The following is a 15,549-nucleotide window of genomic DNA, read 5'->3' as shown; positions in this document are numbered from 1 at the left end:
TGGCGCGATGCACTCGTACGCCTACGTGGCCGACTCGCGGCTGGACGAGACGCGGCGCGCCCTCGGACTGCAGACCTCCGGCGGCAGGGCGCCGAACCCGCGCTTCTTCACCGGGTTCCTCGCCGACTCCCAGCAGGCCGCCACGGCGTTGCTCGCGATCGCCAAGATCGCCGGCACCCGGTACTTCCAGCCCACCAACGAGCGCCTGCGCGACCCGGTCGTCACCTGCAACGGCGACCGGCTGCGCTTCGAGTCCTTCTCCGGCTGCTGTGGTGTCTACGCGCGCCTGGACGTCCTCGGCGACGCGCTCGACGGCGAGGTGCACGACCGCGGCACCACGAACGTCGACGTCAACGAGCCGCTGCGGCGCGCCCTCGCCCGCGTCACGAAGGGCGACCCGCTGCACCTCACGGTCGGGCCCGACCAGGTCGAGGTCGGCACGCTCGACGGCGCGGTCGTCGAGAAGAAGGTGCCGCTGCCGCCGCGCTGGCTGCGCGGGTTCGCCGAGACCCAGGTGCTCACCTCGAAGTTCGACCTGAAGGCCGAACTGTCCCCGATGGACGCCCAGCGGTTCCTCAAGACGCTGCCCAAGGGGCGTGCGGCGGTGTGGGCGGTGCCGTCCGGGAAGTCGTTGCGGCTCAGCGGGACCGCCTCCGCCCACGCCGTGTGCCTGGCCGGGCCGAACCGGCTCGAGACGCTGATCCCGTTGCTGCGCTTCGCGAAGGCCGTCCGGCTCTACGGCCCGCCCGCCGACGGCAAGCCGGTCGCGAGCGGCTGGGAGGTCGACCTCGGCTCGCAGCGCCTGACGCTCGTGCTCTCACCCGAGGTGACGCGCGGCCTGTCCGGTGAGGGCGCGGTTCTCGACGGACTCGCGGCGGGCGACGCCGACACCGACGCCGAGCTGATCGGCGCGCTGCTCGACTTCGAGCCCCGCGTGGACGTCGCCGACCTCGCCGACCGCTCCGGGCTCACCCCGGCCCGGGTCAAGGACGCGCTGGCGCAGCTCGGCACGTCCGGGCGCGTGGGCTACGACCTCGCGGAAGCGTCGTACTTCCACCGCGAACTGCCCTACGGCGGCATCGACGTCGAGGCCATGAACCCCCGGCTGCGCAACGCGAAGGCGCTCGTCGCGCAGAACGCCGTCAGCTGGGACGGCGACACCGCGGTCGTCGGCTCCTACCGCGTCAACGGCGAGGCGTGCACCTGCCAGTGGTGGGCCGAGTACCGCGGTGGCCGCGGCAAGTGCAAGCACGTGCTGGCGGCGGACATGGTGAGGAGCGGGGCGTGACGTTCGACCGGATCCGGGACCTGATCGAGTCGGATCAGAAGCTCACGCTCGGCGAGGTGCTGAAGGGCCTCACTCCAGACGAGCGCAAGGCGTGTGCGAAAGAACTGGTCGCGTACGAGAGGAAGCACCGCGCGGAACAACGCTGGAGCCACGGGGAGACGCTCGCCATCGCCGGCGCGGGCCTGCTGCCCACGGCCACCGCGCTCACGCCGTGGCTCGTCCGCTACCGCATCTGGATGCACTACCGGACCGAGCACGACCAGGGCATCGAGGTGCTCCTGGACGTGCTGCGGCACCGCGACCCGGCGTGGATGCCGGACCTGCTCGCGAAGCTGGCCGCCAAGATGCCGACGCGCGAACGCTGGCGCCAGGACCTCAAGACGATCATCGTCGCGTTCTGCGGGGACGAGCCGCCGGACGCGGACGGATTCCTATTGCACCTCATGGACTCCGAGGCGCTCGCGGACTGGCGGCCGTCGTTCGACGCGCTGATCCCGCGGATGCTGGCGGCCGTCGGTTCCGGCGCGGTGCTGGGTGTTCAGCGCGGCAGCTGGCCCGAGTTCCTGCGCGACCGGACCGACCGGCAGGTGCTGCTCGACGGCTGCCTCGCCCGCCTGCAGCAGGGCGGGTCGGCGAGCGAGATGGACGGGTTCCTCGTCCTGCACGAGGTCGTCAAGGTCACCATGGACGAGACCGCGAAGCACGCGCGGGACTACGTCGCGATGCTGCCGGACTCGCGGTCGACCGTCGCGGGACTCGCGCAGGAGCAGCTGAAGTGGCTGGACGACGCCGGAAGGCTCGACTTCGCCCTGCTCGCCGACGCGAGCCGGTGGGTGTTCGGTCGCACCGAGAAGAAGCTCGTCCGCTCGCAGCTCTCGTGGCTCGGCAAGCACGCCAAGGCGCACCCGGACGAGGTGGTGCTGACCGCCGCGGAGCTGTTCGCGCACGAGTCCGCGGACCTGCGCGGCCACGCCGTGAAGCTGATCGTGAAGCACCTCGGTGCCACGGCCGAGGGCACGCGGGCCGAGGTCCGCGCACTCGCCGAGCAGCTGCCGGCCGACCTGGCGCAGCAGCTCGGCGTCACGGCCGAGCAGGAGCACGCCACCGAGCTGGCCCCGTTCGAGGCGAGGCCGTTCCCCGAGCCGATCGCGACCCTCGACGAGCTGACGGCCGAGCTGATGAGCGCGTTCGGCCGCAACGCCGGCCACCTCGCGGCCCCGGTCACGGAACGGATCGTCGAGGCGCTGGTCCGGTTCTCCTGGGAGGACAGGGAGAAGCTGTCCGAGGCGATCCAACCGCTGTTCGACAAGCACACCTGGCTCGCCCACCGCGAGGAGCACGGCGACAGCGAGGAGCGCACGCCGCGCTCCGAGTTCATCGAGGTCATCCTGGCCACCCGGCGCAAGCGCCGGCCGCTGCCGTCCCACGTGAACACGGAGCTGGACTTCGCCCGCAACATGAAGGTGCGCGCGAACGACGGCGCGATCGCCCACCGGCTCGCCCGGCGGCTGAACGAGATCGCGAAGGGGCTCGTCCACCTGCCGAAGCCCGCCCTGGTCTCCACCCCGACGGCGATGTCGGGCCTGATCGACCCCGCGGTGCTCGCCGGGAGGCTCGCCCGCGCCGAAGCCGAGGGCTGGCAGCCCTGGCCGCGCGACCTGCGGCAGGCCTTCGACCGCCTGCCCCGCGACACCGACGCCGGCCCGTTCGCCGCGCTGACCGGCACGGCGGCGGACCAGGTGCGCGAGTGGCTCGCCACCAGGACCGACCCCGTGGTCACCGTCGAGCAGCGCACCTTCCGGTACTCGTCGTACTACCAGCACGTCACCGACACCGGCTTCTACGCCGTCGTGACCCCGGACCTCGAGCAGCCGCACGAGCAGCTGCGGATGTACGACGAGTGGGGGCCGATGATCGAGTGGTGGCCGACGGTGCTGCCCGCGCGGCGCGAGCTCGTCGCGGCCCACCTCGTCCCGCACCTGAGGTCGCGCACGCAGTCCAAGGGCGGCGACGGCCCGTTGCTGCCGATGCTCGCCGAGGCGGACGGACCGGCTGGACCTGCCGTGCACCTCGCCCTCGGCTACGGGCTGGGCGCCGAGCTGACCGTCAACCGCGCCTACGCCGTGGACGCGATCCTCGTCCTCGCCGCCCGCGACCAGCTCGACGGCGAGCTGCTCGGCGACCTCCTCGCGAAGTTGTTGCAGCACGGCGACGTCGTGCTGAACCGGGTCGCGCCCGGCCTGCGCGACGCCGCCCGGTCCGGTGCGGCACACCAGATCTGGGCCGCGCTCACCGCGTTGCTGCCCCGCCTCTGGACCCACGGCAGGGTCGCGGACCTGGTCGAGCTCGCCGTCGAACTGGCGCAGCAGCTGCGGCCCGGCGGTGACGTCGAAGGCCTCGCGGAGGTCGCCGCGCGCAAGGGGACCAGCAAGATGATCGTGCAGGCCAAGCGCCTGCAGAACGCCCTGGGAGGGGCAGCGTGAGTTTCACACGGATCCAGGCGCTGATCGAGTCCGATCAGCTGCTCGCGCTCGGCGAGGTGCTGAAGGACCTGACACCGGACGAGCGCAAGCGGTGCGCGGCGGACCTGGTGGCGTACGAGAAGAAGCACCGAGCGAGCGGCCGGAGCTGGCACCACCACGACGCCCTGGCCATCGCCGGCGCCGGGCTGCTGCCCACCGCCTCGGCGCTCACGCCGTGGCTGGTCCGCTACCGGCTGAGCAAGGGATACCGGGGAGCGGAGAACGGGCTCGCGATCGCGACGGACGTGCTCCGCCGGCGCGACCCCGCGTGGCTGCCGGACCTCGCCGCCCGGATCGCGGCCAGGATGCCGTCGCGCCAGCTCTGGCGCGACGACCTGCTCCACTTCGTCCTGGAGTTCTGCGGGGAGGACCCGCCGGACGACGACGGGTTCCTGCTGCACCTGCTGGCCTACAGCGCCCACGACCGCTGGCGCCCTGGCTTCGACGTGCTGTTCCCGCGGCTGCTGCACGTGCCCGGCGCGGGCGCGTTCTTCGGCGACGCGCGGTCGGTCCAGGCCTTCCTGTGCGCGCGGATGGACCGGCGACTGCTCCTCGACGGCTGCCTCGCGCGACTCCAGCAGGGCGGCCCGCAGAACGAGGTGACCGGGTTCCTGGAGCTGCACGCGGCCATCGGCGTCACGCTGGACGAGACCGTCGAGCACGTGCGCGACTACGTGGCGATGCTGCCGGACTCCCGGTCCACCGTGGCCGGTCTCGCGCAGCAGCAGCTCAAGCGCGTGGACGAGGCGGGCAAGCTCGACTTCGACCTCCTCGCCGAGGCGAGCCGGTGGGTCTTCGGCCGCACCGAGAAGAAGCTCGTCCGCACTCAGCTCGCCTGGCTCGGCAAGCATGTGAAGGCGCACCCGGACGAGGTCGTGCTACTCGCCGCGGAGCTGTTCGCGCACGAGTCCGACGACCTGCGCGGCCAGGCCGTGAAGCTGATCGTCAAGCACGCGAACGAGATCAGCGCCACCACCCGCGCCGAACTGCTGGGGCTCGCCGAGCAGCTGCCCGCCGACCTCGCCGCCCAGTTCGGTGCCGAGACCGCCGCGGAGGAGGCGCCCGCCCTCGCCCCGTACGCGCCGACCCCGTTCCCGGACCCGATCGCCACGCTGGACGAGCTGACCGGTGAGGTGCACGCGCTGTTCGGCCGCAACTCCGGGCAGCTCGACGCCGTCACCGGGGAGCGGATCATCGAGGCCGTCGTCCGGTTCGCCTGGCAGGACAGGGAAGCCGTCGCGCGAGCCTTCACGCCGTTGTACGAGAAGTACCCGTGGGTCCAGCACCGCAGCGCCTACGACAACGTCCCCGACCTCGCCCGGCAGCACAGCTGGTCGATCTTCATCTCGATCATCGCCGCCGTCTCCACGCCCGTGGCGCCACTCGGCCCGATCGACACGATCCTCAACGCCGCGCGGACGTGGGCGAGGCAGCTGCGGCGCGCCGAAGAGGGCTCGGTGAGCCACCAGCTCGCCACGAGGCTGCACGAGATCGCCCGGGGCCTCACGGGTTCGCCGCGCCCGGCGCTGGTGTCCACGCCGACCGAGACGTCCGGCCTGCTCGACGCCGCGACACTGCTCGACCGGCTCGCCAAGGCCGAGGCGGACGGCTGGGAACCGTGGCCGCGCGACCTCCGGCACGCCTACTACCGGCTGCCGCGCGACACCCGGCCCGAGGACTTCGCGTCACTCGAGAGCTCCTCGGCCCGGTTGCTGCGCGAGTGGCTGGCAGATATGGAAGACCCCGTGGCCGAGCTGGTCGAACGCAGGCGGTCGAGCCCGAAGGTGGAGAGCAGGCTGCTCGTCACGCTCGAGCCGGGTCTGCCCGCGCCGGAGCACCACTGGTACGGCCACAACGAGTGGGGCGCCATGATCGAGTGGTGGCCCGCGGTCCTGCCCGTGCAGCGCGAGGTCGTCGCCGCGCACCTCGTGCCGCACCTCGCGCACCGGCTCGAGTCGAAGGGCGGCGACGGTGCTCTGCTGCCGATGCTCGCCGAGGCGCACGGCCCTATCGGCGTCGCCACCCACCTGGCGTTCGCCTACGGCCTGGGCGCCGAGGCGACGGTGGGCCGCGCCCACGCCGTGGACGCGTTGCTGATCCTCGCCGCGCGTGGCCAGTTCGACGGCAAGGCGCTGGGTGAGCTGGTCGGCCTGCTGGTGGAACGTGGTGACCTGCCGCTGAACCGGGTCGTCCCGGCCCTGCGCGACGTCGCGAGGTCCGGTGCGGCGCCCCAGGTCTGGGACCTCGTGGCCGTCGCGCTGCCGAAGGCGTGGTCGCACAACAGGGTCGCGGACCTGGTCGAGCTCGCCGTCGAACTCGCCCAGCAGCTCAAGCCGGGCGGCGAGATCGGCGGACTCGCCGAGGTCGCCGCCCGCAAGGGTTCCAGCAAGGCCGTCGTGCAGGCCAGGAGGCTGGTGAGCGCGCTCAGCTAGCGAACACGGGGTAGTGGTCGGAGAAGTCGGTGTAGGTGTACTTGCGCCCCCACGACCAGATCGACCACTGTGGACTCTTCGCGCGCCGGGTCTCGTTGCGCAGCACCGGTCCCTGAACGGTCAGCACGTAGTCGAGCTGCTCGGACGCGTACTCCGGCCCGTACTGGTCGCGGCACACGCTGTTGTCCGCGCAGTCCCACGAGAACGGGTGCCCGCCCAGCTCCGGCGTGCGGGCGCCGAGCTCCGCCACCATCGCGGGGAACTCGGCGCTCGCCGCCACCACGTTCAGGTCGCCCGCCACGTACACGGGTTCGCCGGAAGGGATGTTCCGCGCGGCGAGGAACGCCCTGATCTCGGCCCGCTGCTTCGCCCGGTACCCGCCCGGCGCGCTCGTGCACGTCGAGTCCTCGGCCTGCATGTGCGTGCCGATCACGTGCACCGGCCCGGACGGCGCCTCGATCCGCACATACGCGAACCCTTTGTTGGAGAACCAGTCCGCGCCGCACGCGTCGGCGTAGACGTGCTGGACCCGCGTGGTGATCGGCCACCGGCTCAGCACCGCGACCCCGCCGTCCTCGGGCGTGGCGTCGCTGTACCGCCCGCTCGTGACGTCCCACCCGGCGCGGCTGCGGCCGAGCACCGGGGTCTGGTGCGGGTAGGTGTCGCGCAGGTTCGCGAGCAGCCGGTCGGAGGCGGTGTTGTCGAACGCCTCCTGTAGCACCACCACGTCCTGGCCGGCCAGCACGCCGGTGCTGTCGATCAGGTCGGCGCGGGCGACCTGGCCCCAGTTCGGGTAGAGGTTCCGCGACAGCATGAACACGTTGTGCGTCGCGATCTTCAGCGCGGGGGCGGCGGAGACCGCGGGCGCGGCGGTGAGCGTCAGGGCCGCGGCGGCGACGAGCGTGAGCAGGCGCATGAGGCCCGATGCTGACGGACGTGAATGTCTTTCACAACCGTCGTACCGGTACCCGATGGTGTCGTATCGATTAAGACTCAGCGCACAGGACTCAGCGCAGCCGGTCGAGGTCGGCGCCCGACTTGTCCACGAGCGCCCGCATCGCCTCGTAGGCCGCCTCGGGGTCCCGCGCCGAGATAGCGTCCAGCACCGCGCGGTGCGACGGCACCGGGTCGTCGTCCACGGTCCCGTGCACGAGCTTGTCCCGCTCGGCCAGTCCGATCGCGATGATCCGCTCGACCTGCGTCAGGAACGTGTTGTGCGTGGCGGCCATCAGCAACCGGTGGAAGTCCAGGTCGGCACGGACGGTCGCGGCGAGGTCGCGGGCCGCCGCCATCCGGTCCAGGGCGCCCGCGAGCGCCTCGATGTCGGCGTCCGACGCGCGTTCGGCGGCCAGGCGGGCGGCGGCGGGCTCGACGATCACGCGCATCTCGGTCAGCTCGTCGAACAGGCCGTGGTCGGAGCCCGCCTGGGTCTGCCAGCGCATCACGTCGGTGTCGAGCAGGTTCCACGACGAGCGCGGCTGGACGAACGTGCCGCGCTTCTGCCGCGCGTCGATCATGCCCTTGGCGGACAGCACCTTCAGGGCCTCGCGCAGCGCGGTCAGCGACACGTCGAGCTCCTCGCGCAGCGCCGGGAGGTCGAGCGTGTCGCCCTCGCCGATCTCGCCGGCCAGGATGCGGCCCGCGAGGGCCTCGACGGTCTGGCCGTGCACGCCGCGCAGCCGCTTCTCGTTCATGCCCGCGATCATACGGCACATCATAAATTATGAATTATTCTTGACATGATCATGACCCAGGCGCACTCTTTCCAGCCATGGACAGGCGTCACTTCCTCCGCGTCACCGCCGCCGCGGGAGCCGGGCTGCTGGTCAGCGGCACGGCCTCCTGCGCCACCTCGGCGTCCTCCGGCCCCGTCACCCAGACCGCGGGCACGGCCACGATCCAGTCGAACCTCTCGGCGCCCGCTGCCAAAGCGGCGATCGACGCACTGGTGAAGGCGTTCAACGACAAGAAGGGCGCGCAGGCCTCGGTCAACACCGTGGCCTCGGAGACCTTCCGCACCCAGCTGCCCAGCTACCTCACCTCGGCCACCCCGCCCGACCTCTTCACCTGGTACCCCGGCGCGCTGCTCAAGGGGTACGAGGAGAAGGGGCTGCTGCTCGACATCAGCGACGTCTGGCAGACGATGAGCGACTACCCGCAGTCGTTCAAGACGTTGAGCGGCAAGGTGTTCGTGCCGACGACGTACTACTGGTGGGGCTTCTTCTACCGCAAGTCGAACTTCGCGAAGTGGGGCGTCACCCCGCCGAAGACCTGGACCGAGTTCGTCGACCTGTGCAAGGTCCTGCAGGCCAAGGGTGTGATCCCGCTCGGCATGGGCGCGGGCGCGGACTCGCCGTGGACCGCCTCCGCCTGGTTCGACTACTTCAACATCCGGATCAACGGCGCGCCGTTCCACCGCGAGTTGCTCGCGGGCAAGCAGCGCTTCGACGACCCGAAGGTCAAGGCGATCTTCGCGCAGTGGCGCGAGGTACTGCCTCACACCGACCCGAACGGCACCGCCATCGGCTTCCAGGAGGCCACGACCGCGATGCTGCAGGGCCGCACGGGCATGCTGCTCACCGGCGCGTTCTTCGCCGACGCGGCACCGAAGGACGCTCTCGACGACATCGACTTCTTCCGGTTCCCGATCATCGACCCGACCGTGCCGCTGGCGGAGGAGGGCCCGACCGACGGGTTCTTCGCGAGCGCCAAGTCCCCGCACGTCAAGGAGCTCAAGGAGTTCCTGACCTACGCGGCGACGGCGGAGGGGCAGGAGGTCTACATCAAGGCCTCGTCCGGCACGGTCCTGCCGACGCACCCGAACGCCAAGGACGCCGGAACACCGCTCGTCACGAAGGGTCGCGCGCACCTCGAGGAGGCCGCGGAGATCACCCAGTTCTTCAACCGCGACTCCAGCGACGCGTTGCAGCCCACGGCGGACGCCGCGCTGGTCAAGTTCCTCCAGCAGCCCGACCAGCTGGACACGATCCTGTCGACGTGGCAGAAGGCCGCCGAGCAGGTGTGGTCGAGCTGACCATGACCAGGAGCCTCACCAGGGTCCCTCCGATCCTGCTGCTGTTCGTGCTCGTTCCGCTGGTGGTGGAGGGGTTCTGGGTCTTCTGGCCCGCGCTGCAGGGGTTCTGGCTCGCGCTGACGAACTGGGACGGCGTCTCGGCGCCCCAGTTCGTCGGGCTCGACAACTACGCCAGGATGATCGACGACCCGGTCTTCCACACCGCCGTCACCAACACCGCGATCTGGCTCGTGCTCTTCGGCGGCCTGTCCGCGGTCGGCGGCCTCGGCATGGCCGTGCTGCTGCAGAAGGAACGGCGCGGCGTCGGCGTCTACCGGGCCGCGCTGTTCGTGCCGGTGGTGTTCTCGCTCGTCGCCACCTCGCTGATCTGGCAGGTGCTCTACCAGCCCGGCGGGATCTTCGACAGCAGCCCGCTCGCCGATCCCGACACCGCGATCTACGCGGTGCTCGTGCCGGCGCTGTGGCGGCAGGTCGGCTACGTGATGGTGCTGTACCTGGCGGGCCTCAAGGGCATCGACCCCGGACTGTACGAGGCGGCCACTTTGGACGGTGCCACGGCGTGGCAGAGGTTCCGCCACATCACCTGGCCGCAGCTGTCGAGCGTGAACTCGGTGGTGCTGTCGGTGATCGTGATCGACTCGCTGCGGTCGTTCGACGTGGTGTGGTCGATGACGCGCGGCGGCCCGTACCACTCGTCCGAGCTGCTCAGCACCTACATGTACTCGACCGCTTTCCAGTCCTTGAAGCTCGGCTACGCGAGTGCGCTCGCCGTCGTCATCTTCTTGCTGGCGTTCGGCGTGATCGTGACCTACCTCGTCCGCGCCTTCCGGGAGAACTGAGATGTCCAACCGCGTTTTCCACGCCGTGGCGGGCACCATCTCCGTGCTCTGGCTGCTGCCGATCGCGGCCGTGCTCGTCACCGCCGTCCGCTCCTTCGACGACATCGCCGCGAACGGCCTCGCGTCCGTCCCCCGGTCGTTCACGCTCGCCGGGTTCACCGACGCGTGGACGAACGGCGGCGCGGGCGCGATGTGGAACAGCGTCGTGGTCACGGTCCCGACCGTGTTCCTGTCGCTCGCACTGGCCTCGGCCGCCGCGTACGCGCTCAGCCGCTTCGCGATCCCCGGCCGGCGCACGATCGTCCTGCTGATGCTCGCGGGCAACCTGCTGCCCCCGCAGATCCTGCTGGTGCCGGTGTCGAAGCTGACCGAGGTCCTCGGCATCTACGACACGCTGTTCGCGCTGATCGTCGTGCAGGTCGGGTTCGGGCTCGGCTTCTACACGTTCGTGCTGCAGGGCTTCATGCGCGCGATGCCGAACGAGGTGCAGGAGGCCGCCACCATCGACGGCGCCGGTCCCGTGCAGATCTACTGGCGGATCGTGCTGCCGATGACCAGGCCCGCGCTGGCCGCGCTCGCCGCCCTCGCGTTCACCTGGATCTTCAACGACCTGCTGTGGGCCATCACCGTGCTGCGGTCGTCGACCGTCATGCCGGTGACCCCGGCGCTGCTCGCCCTGCAGGGCCAGTACGTGTCGAACTGGAACGTGATCGCGGCGGGGTCGGTGATCGCGGCGATCCCGACCGTGGCGGTGTTCCTGCGGTTCCAGCGGCACTTCATCTCCGGACTCGCGGTGGGAGCGGTGAAATGACCCGGTGGACCCTTCGGATGGCGACCACGTCCTACACGGTGGCCGTCGAACCCGGCGGACGCTGGGCCGAACTCGTGGCGTGGGGTCCGCACGGGGTGGAGGAGGGGCCGTCGCCGCTGAAGAACCTCGGCGACGTCCACTTCATCACCGAGGCCGACGCGGCGCCGGTCGAGTACGCGCCGCGCGGCGAGCGCCCGTTCACCGGCGCCGACCTGGAGGTGGACGGCGACTCGTGGCTCACCTTCGAGGAGGCCGTCGAGGCCGGCGGCGTGCTGCGGCTGGCGTTCGCCGACTCGGTGGCCGGCCTGCGCACCGTGCTCTGCTACCGCCCCGAACCCGGGACCGACGTCCTCGCGCGCTGGGTCGAGGTCACCAACCTGCGCGCCGAACCGCGACGCCTCACCAGGATCGGGTCGGCGGGCGTGTGCCTGCCCGTGCGGGAGCCGCGGCTGTCGTTCCTGCACGGGGAGTGGTCGCGCGAGTTCCAGCTGGACCACGTCACGCTGCCCGCGGGCGGGTTCCGCATCGGCAGCTCCTACGGCGTTCCCGGGCACAACTACGCGCCCTGGCTCACCATCGACGGCACGTGGGGCGTGTCGCTCGCGTGGTCCGGTTCGTGGGAGATCACGGCTGACGTCGAACCGTCCGGGCTCACCCGCGTGCGCGCCGGGATGCTCGGCCCGGTCGTGGTCGGGCCGGGGGAGACCTTCACGACCCCCGAACTCGCACTGGCCTTCTCGGTCGACGACCTGCCTGGCGTCTGGCACGCCTACGACCGGTCACGTTCGCGGCCCGCGCGCAGGCCGGTCCTCTACAACTCCTGGGAGGCCACGGGGTTCGAGGTCGACCTGCCGAAGCAGCTCGACCTGGCGCGGATCGCCGCGGACCTCGGCGCCGAGCTGTTCGTCGTGGACGACGGCTGGTTCGAGGGTCGCCACGACGACACCGGCGGCCTCGGCGACTGGTACCCGGAGTCGCCGGACTTCGGCGCGTTCATCGAGGAGGTGCGGGCGACGGGGCTTGACTTCGGCCTGTGGGTCGAGCCGGAGTCCGTCAGCCCGAAGTCACGGCTCTACGCCGAGCACCCCGACTGGATCTACCGCATCGACGGTCGTGAGCCCACGTTGATCCGCAACCAGATGCTCCTCGACCTGGGGCTGCCCGAGGTGTACGAGTTCGTCGTCTCCACTTTGGACAGGCTGCTGACCGAGCACCGGATCAGCTACCTCAAGTGGGACATGAACCGCCCGGCCACCGAACGGCCGCCGGAGCTCGACGACGCCCACGTCCGCAACTACTGGCGGGTGCTCGACCACCTGCGCCAGAAGCACCCGCACGTCCTCGTCGAGGGTTGCGCGGGCGGTGGGGGCCGCACGGACCTCGCGACGACACGCATGGTCGACGTGGTGTGGCCCAGCGACAACACGGCACCACTCGACCGCCTGAGGATCCAGCACGGCTTCCTGCACATGCACGCCCCGCACCTGATGTCGTCGTGGGTCACCGACGCACCGGGCTTCTTCGACGCGCGCCCGCGGTCGCTGAAGTTCCGGTTCGTGCTCGCGATGGCGGGCGTGCTGGGCATCGGCGCGGACGTGCGGCACTGGTCCGCGGAGGAACGCGCCGAGGCGGCGTCGCTGATCGCGCGCTACAAGGAGATCCGCGACGTCGTGCACGGCGGCCGGGCTCACGTGCTGGCGGAGGACGGGATCCAGTACAGCGGCGAGGACCGGGTCGTCGTGCTGGCCTGGAACACGGGACCGCTCACCGGCGTGCCGGTGGTGCCGGGCCAGTCGTCGCGGGTGAGGCTCCGGGGCTTGTCCGCGCAGTCCTACGTGGACGAACAGGGGCAGGTGTACTCGGCCGCGCACCTGATCCACGTCGGGCTGCCGTTCTCCTGGACCCGGGAGAACGACGCCGACGTGGTCGTGCTCAGGCCTTCAGCAACGCCTTGATCTCCTCGACGGGCGTGCGGGCCAGGGCCGACCCGACCCCGCACGCCACCGCCCCGGCCTCGAGCCAGGCCGGGACGTCCGCGGGCGCGACGCCTCCGGTGGGCACGAGCGGTGCGTACGGCAGCACGGCGAGCACGTCCTGCACCCACCGGGGCGTGGGCGCGGGGAACACCTTCACCGCGTCCGCCCCGGCCTCCAGCGCCTGCACGACCTCGGACACCGATCCGGCGCCCGGCAGCACGGCCGCGCCGTAGCGGTGCCCGGTCCGGATCACCGCCTCGTTCAGGTTGGGCGCCACCAGGAACCGCGCCCCGGCCCGCACCGAGGCGACGGCGGAGGCCTCGTCCAGCACTGACCCCGCGCCGATGACGGCCGCCGGGTAGTCCGCGCGCAGCCGCCCGATCGCCTCCAGCGCGCCGGGGTTGGTCAGCGGCAGTTCGAGCGACGTGACGCCGGCGTCCAGCAGGGGAACCGCGGCCTTCACGGCGGAGGCGGCGTCGGCGGTGCGGACGATCGCGATGATGCCCTGCCGCACGACCGCCTGGGTGATCTCGTAGCGGTAGCTCACGCCCGCCAGCCTACTACACATAAATTACGAATTATTCTTGACACTGACGACGGGCAAGGGGAAGGCTCACGAGCATGTCGGTTCGCAGAGTCGCGTTGGCCATCGCGTTGATGTCCTTGGTGGCGACACCCGCCCAAGCGGGTGACGACCAGGGAGCGCCCACCTACTACGACAGTGGTGTCGCGAAGACCCCGTACATGGGCTGGAACACCTACTACGGACTCGGTGCGCCGAGCGAGAAGGAGATCCGGAGCATCGCCGGCTTCCTCGCGAGCAGCGGGATGCGCGACGCCGGGTACCGGCTCCTGTGGATCGACGGCGGCTGGACCGCGCCGACCCCGAGGGACGCCCGGGGCGACCTCCAGGAGGACCCGGCGAAGTTCCCCAGCGGCATCAAGAAGCTCGTCAGCGACCTGCACGCGCAGGGCTTCAAGGCGGGCATCTACACCGACGCCGGCCCGTCCGACGGCAAGAACTGCGCGGCCGGCAGCGGCGGCGGGTTCTACGAGAAGGACACGAAGCGGTTCGCCGACTGGAAGTTCGACGCCGTGAAGGTCGACTTCCTGTGCGGCATCGCCGCGAACCTCAAGCCCGCGCAGGCCTACGCCGACTTCAGCAAGGCGTTGCGCAAGGCCGGGCGGCCGATGGTCCTCAACATCTGCAACCCGGTCACCGGCGAGTGGGGCGTCCCGCACACCCCCGACCAGACCGCCGACATCTCTTACACCTTCGGCCCGCTGCACGGCGACTCGTGGCGCACCACCACGGACATCGCGTTCGGCACACCGTACGAGGGAATCTGGCGCGACGTGCTGCGCAACATGGACCGCAACGCCGCGCACCCCGAGGCCAACGGTCCCGGCCACTACAACGACCCCGACTACCTGATCCCGATGCGCAAGACGCAGCAGGGCACGTACGAGCTGAACGAGGAGGAGTCGACCTCGCAGTTCGTCATGTGGGCGCAGATGGCCTCGCCGCTGATCATCGGCTCCGACCCGCGCACGCTGCCGCCGTCGATGATCGCCACCCTGAAGAACCCGGAGATCATCGCGGTCGACCAGGACCCGCTGGCGATCCAGGGCGTCCGCGTCGCCACGACCGGCGACACCGACGTCTACAGCAAGGTGTTGTCCCGCAAGGGCGAACGCTCCGTCGTGCTGCTCAACCGCCGCGACGTCCCCGCCGAGATGACGGTCGAGTTCGCGTCCGCCGGTCTGAAGGGCACCGTCTCGGTGCGCGACCTGCGCGCTCGCGCCGACCGCGGCACCGCGACCGACCGGTACACCGTCACCGTCCCGCCGCACGGCACCGCGATGCTCAAACTGCGCGGCACGGACCTCGTGCCCGGCGAGGCCGTCGGGTCCGACGCCACCGCGTCGCCCGCGATCGCCCGCGTCGGGGACGAGGCCGTGGTGTTCAGCCGGAGCACCGGTGGCGAACTGAGGATGCTGCGCGGCGGCAAGTGGTCGAGTCTCGGCAAGGCGATCCAGGGGCAGCCCGCCGTCCGCACGGTCGGCGCGGACGTCGAGGTGACCGTCCGCGGCACCGACGACAGGGCCTGGCAGCGCACCCTCCACAACGGACGCTGGAGCACGTGGAAATCGCTGGGCGGCAAGCTCACCGACGCACCCTCGGTCTCGGCCGACGGCACGATCGTGGCACGGGGCTCGGACGGCCTGGTCTGGTCGTACCGGGGAGGCTCGTGGTCGTCGCTCGGCGCGCCCGGCGGTGAGCCGGTCTACGGCAGGCCCAGCGTGGCCGGCGGCCAGGTGGCCGTGCGCACGGCCGCGGACAGCGTGTGGGTCCGGCCGGTCGCCGGCGGTGAGTGGACGTCACTCGGAGGCGTGATCTCCGGCAGCCCGACCCTGGTCGAGTTCCAGGACCGGATCTACCTGTTCGCGCGGGCCGGCGACTACACGCTCTGGCAGATCAACAGCTCCGCCGGTGTCTGGGGCGGCTGGTTCCACCGTCCCGAGTTCCCGAGCAACTCGCTCGTCGGCGCCGTCGGTGCTACTGCTGGTGCGGACGGTTCCGCGTGGACGGTCGTGCGCGGGCCGGACGACAAGGTCTACCGGCAGAAGCTCTAGGGGGAACGTG

Annotated in this window: 11 protein-coding genes; 8 read left to right on the top strand and 3 right to left on the bottom strand. The window is 71.1% G+C overall.

All coding sequences use genetic code 11. The features are described from left to right. Positions 1 to 7: 7 nt before the first annotated feature. The 3 genes from ABZX02_RS25940 to ABZX02_RS25930 are packed head-to-tail and all read left to right on the top strand — an operon-like array spanning position 8 to position 6,242. Positions 8 to 1,288 carry an SWIM zinc finger family protein gene (locus ABZX02_RS25940; RefSeq protein ID WP_355301496.1) on the top strand — a complete coding sequence of 427 codons (1,281 nt, stop codon included), beginning with the start codon at positions 8 to 10 and terminating at the stop codon, positions 1,286 to 1,288. Beyond that, positions 1,285 to 3,771 (top strand): DUF6493 family protein, encoded by a 2,487-nt coding sequence (locus tag ABZX02_RS25935; protein ID WP_355301494.1) that lies wholly within the window; start codon positions 1,285 to 1,287, stop codon positions 3,769 to 3,771. Before ABZX02_RS25940 ends, ABZX02_RS25935 begins: the two co-directional genes overlap by 4 nt. Continuing rightward, complete coding sequence (locus ABZX02_RS25930; RefSeq protein ID WP_355301492.1) at positions 3,768 to 6,242, top strand: DUF6493 family protein; 2,475 nt, start codon at positions 3,768 to 3,770, stop codon at positions 6,240 to 6,242. The genes ABZX02_RS25935 and ABZX02_RS25930 overlap by 4 nt, the downstream gene beginning before the upstream one ends. On the opposite strand, the gene sph is transcribed toward ABZX02_RS25930, so the two are convergent. Continuing rightward, positions 6,235 to 7,158: a sphingomyelin phosphodiesterase gene (gene sph, locus ABZX02_RS25925; RefSeq protein WP_355301490.1), complete on the bottom strand. Its 924-nt coding sequence runs from the start codon at positions 7,156 to 7,158 to the stop codon at positions 6,235 to 6,237. The two genes, ABZX02_RS25930 and sph, sit on opposite strands and share 8 nt — an antisense overlap. Positions 7,159 to 7,249: 91 nt before the next feature. Beyond that, positions 7,250 to 7,936, bottom strand: a complete 687-nt coding sequence (locus ABZX02_RS25920) for a FadR/GntR family transcriptional regulator (RefSeq protein WP_355301488.1) — start codon at positions 7,934 to 7,936, stop codon at positions 7,250 to 7,252. Between the two features lie 77 nt (positions 7,937 to 8,013). Between ABZX02_RS25920 and ABZX02_RS25915 the strand changes: the two genes are divergently transcribed. From ABZX02_RS25915 to ABZX02_RS25900, 4 genes are read left to right on the top strand one after another with little or no spacing between them, the layout of a single operon-like run. Further along, on the top strand, positions 8,014 to 9,276 hold the full coding sequence (locus tag ABZX02_RS25915; protein WP_355301486.1) for an ABC transporter substrate-binding protein: 1,263 nt from the start codon (positions 8,014 to 8,016) through the stop codon (positions 9,274 to 9,276). After that, complete coding sequence (locus tag ABZX02_RS25910; protein ID WP_355301484.1) at positions 9,240 to 10,115, top strand: sugar ABC transporter permease; 876 nt, start codon at positions 9,240 to 9,242, stop codon at positions 10,113 to 10,115. Before ABZX02_RS25915 ends, ABZX02_RS25910 begins: the two co-directional genes overlap by 37 nt. A 1-nt stretch (position 10,116) precedes the next feature. Continuing rightward, positions 10,117 to 10,926 carry a carbohydrate ABC transporter permease gene (locus tag ABZX02_RS25905; RefSeq protein WP_355301482.1) on the top strand — a complete coding sequence of 270 codons (810 nt, stop codon included), beginning with the start codon at positions 10,117 to 10,119 and terminating at the stop codon, positions 10,924 to 10,926. Beyond that, positions 10,923 to 12,881 carry an alpha-galactosidase gene (locus tag ABZX02_RS25900; protein WP_355301480.1) on the top strand — a complete coding sequence of 653 codons (1,959 nt, stop codon included), beginning with the start codon at positions 10,923 to 10,925 and terminating at the stop codon, positions 12,879 to 12,881. Before ABZX02_RS25905 ends, ABZX02_RS25900 begins: the two co-directional genes overlap by 4 nt. On the opposite strand, the gene ABZX02_RS25895 is transcribed toward ABZX02_RS25900, so the two are convergent. Continuing rightward, positions 12,859 to 13,449 (bottom strand): bifunctional 4-hydroxy-2-oxoglutarate aldolase/2-dehydro-3-deoxy-phosphogluconate aldolase, encoded by a 591-nt coding sequence (locus ABZX02_RS25895; RefSeq protein ID WP_355301478.1) that lies wholly within the window; start codon positions 13,447 to 13,449, stop codon positions 12,859 to 12,861. The two genes, ABZX02_RS25900 and ABZX02_RS25895, sit on opposite strands and share 23 nt — an antisense overlap. 74 nt (positions 13,450 to 13,523) lie before the next feature. On the opposite strand from ABZX02_RS25895, the gene ABZX02_RS25890 reads away from it, so the two are divergent. Further along, positions 13,524 to 15,539, top strand: a complete 2,016-nt coding sequence (locus tag ABZX02_RS25890) for a hypothetical protein (protein WP_355301476.1) — start codon at positions 13,524 to 13,526, stop codon at positions 15,537 to 15,539. Positions 15,540 to 15,549: the final 10 nt, after the last annotated feature.

Source organism: Lentzea sp. NPDC003310 (assembly GCF_040610935.1).
In the GTDB taxonomy this organism is placed as follows: Bacteria; Actinomycetota; Actinomycetes; order Mycobacteriales; family Pseudonocardiaceae; genus Lentzea.
The sequence above is the reverse complement of the archived record's forward strand: the minus strand, read 5'-3'. Positions and strand labels throughout refer to the sequence as shown.

Bases quoted from the DNA above. Each gene is read 5' to 3' on its own strand.
- ABZX02_RS25940 (WP_355301496.1), top strand. From the start codon at position 8: ATGCACTCGTACGCCTACGTGGCCGACTCGCGGCTGGACGAGACGCGG.
- sph (WP_355301490.1), bottom strand. From the start codon at position 7,158: ATGCGCCTGCTCACGCTCGTCGCCGCCGCGGCCCTGACGCTCACCGCC.
- ABZX02_RS25920 (WP_355301488.1), bottom strand. From the start codon at position 7,936: ATGAACGAGAAGCGGCTGCGCGGCGTGCACGGCCAGACCGTCGAGGCC.
- ABZX02_RS25915 (WP_355301486.1), top strand. From the start codon at position 8,014: ATGGACAGGCGTCACTTCCTCCGCGTCACCGCCGCCGCGGGAGCCGGG.
- ABZX02_RS25905 (WP_355301482.1), top strand. From the start codon at position 10,117: ATGTCCAACCGCGTTTTCCACGCCGTGGCGGGCACCATCTCCGTGCTC.
- ABZX02_RS25900 (WP_355301480.1), top strand. From the start codon at position 10,923: ATGACCCGGTGGACCCTTCGGATGGCGACCACGTCCTACACGGTGGCC.
- ABZX02_RS25890 (WP_355301476.1), top strand. From the start codon at position 13,524: ATGTCGGTTCGCAGAGTCGCGTTGGCCATCGCGTTGATGTCCTTGGTG.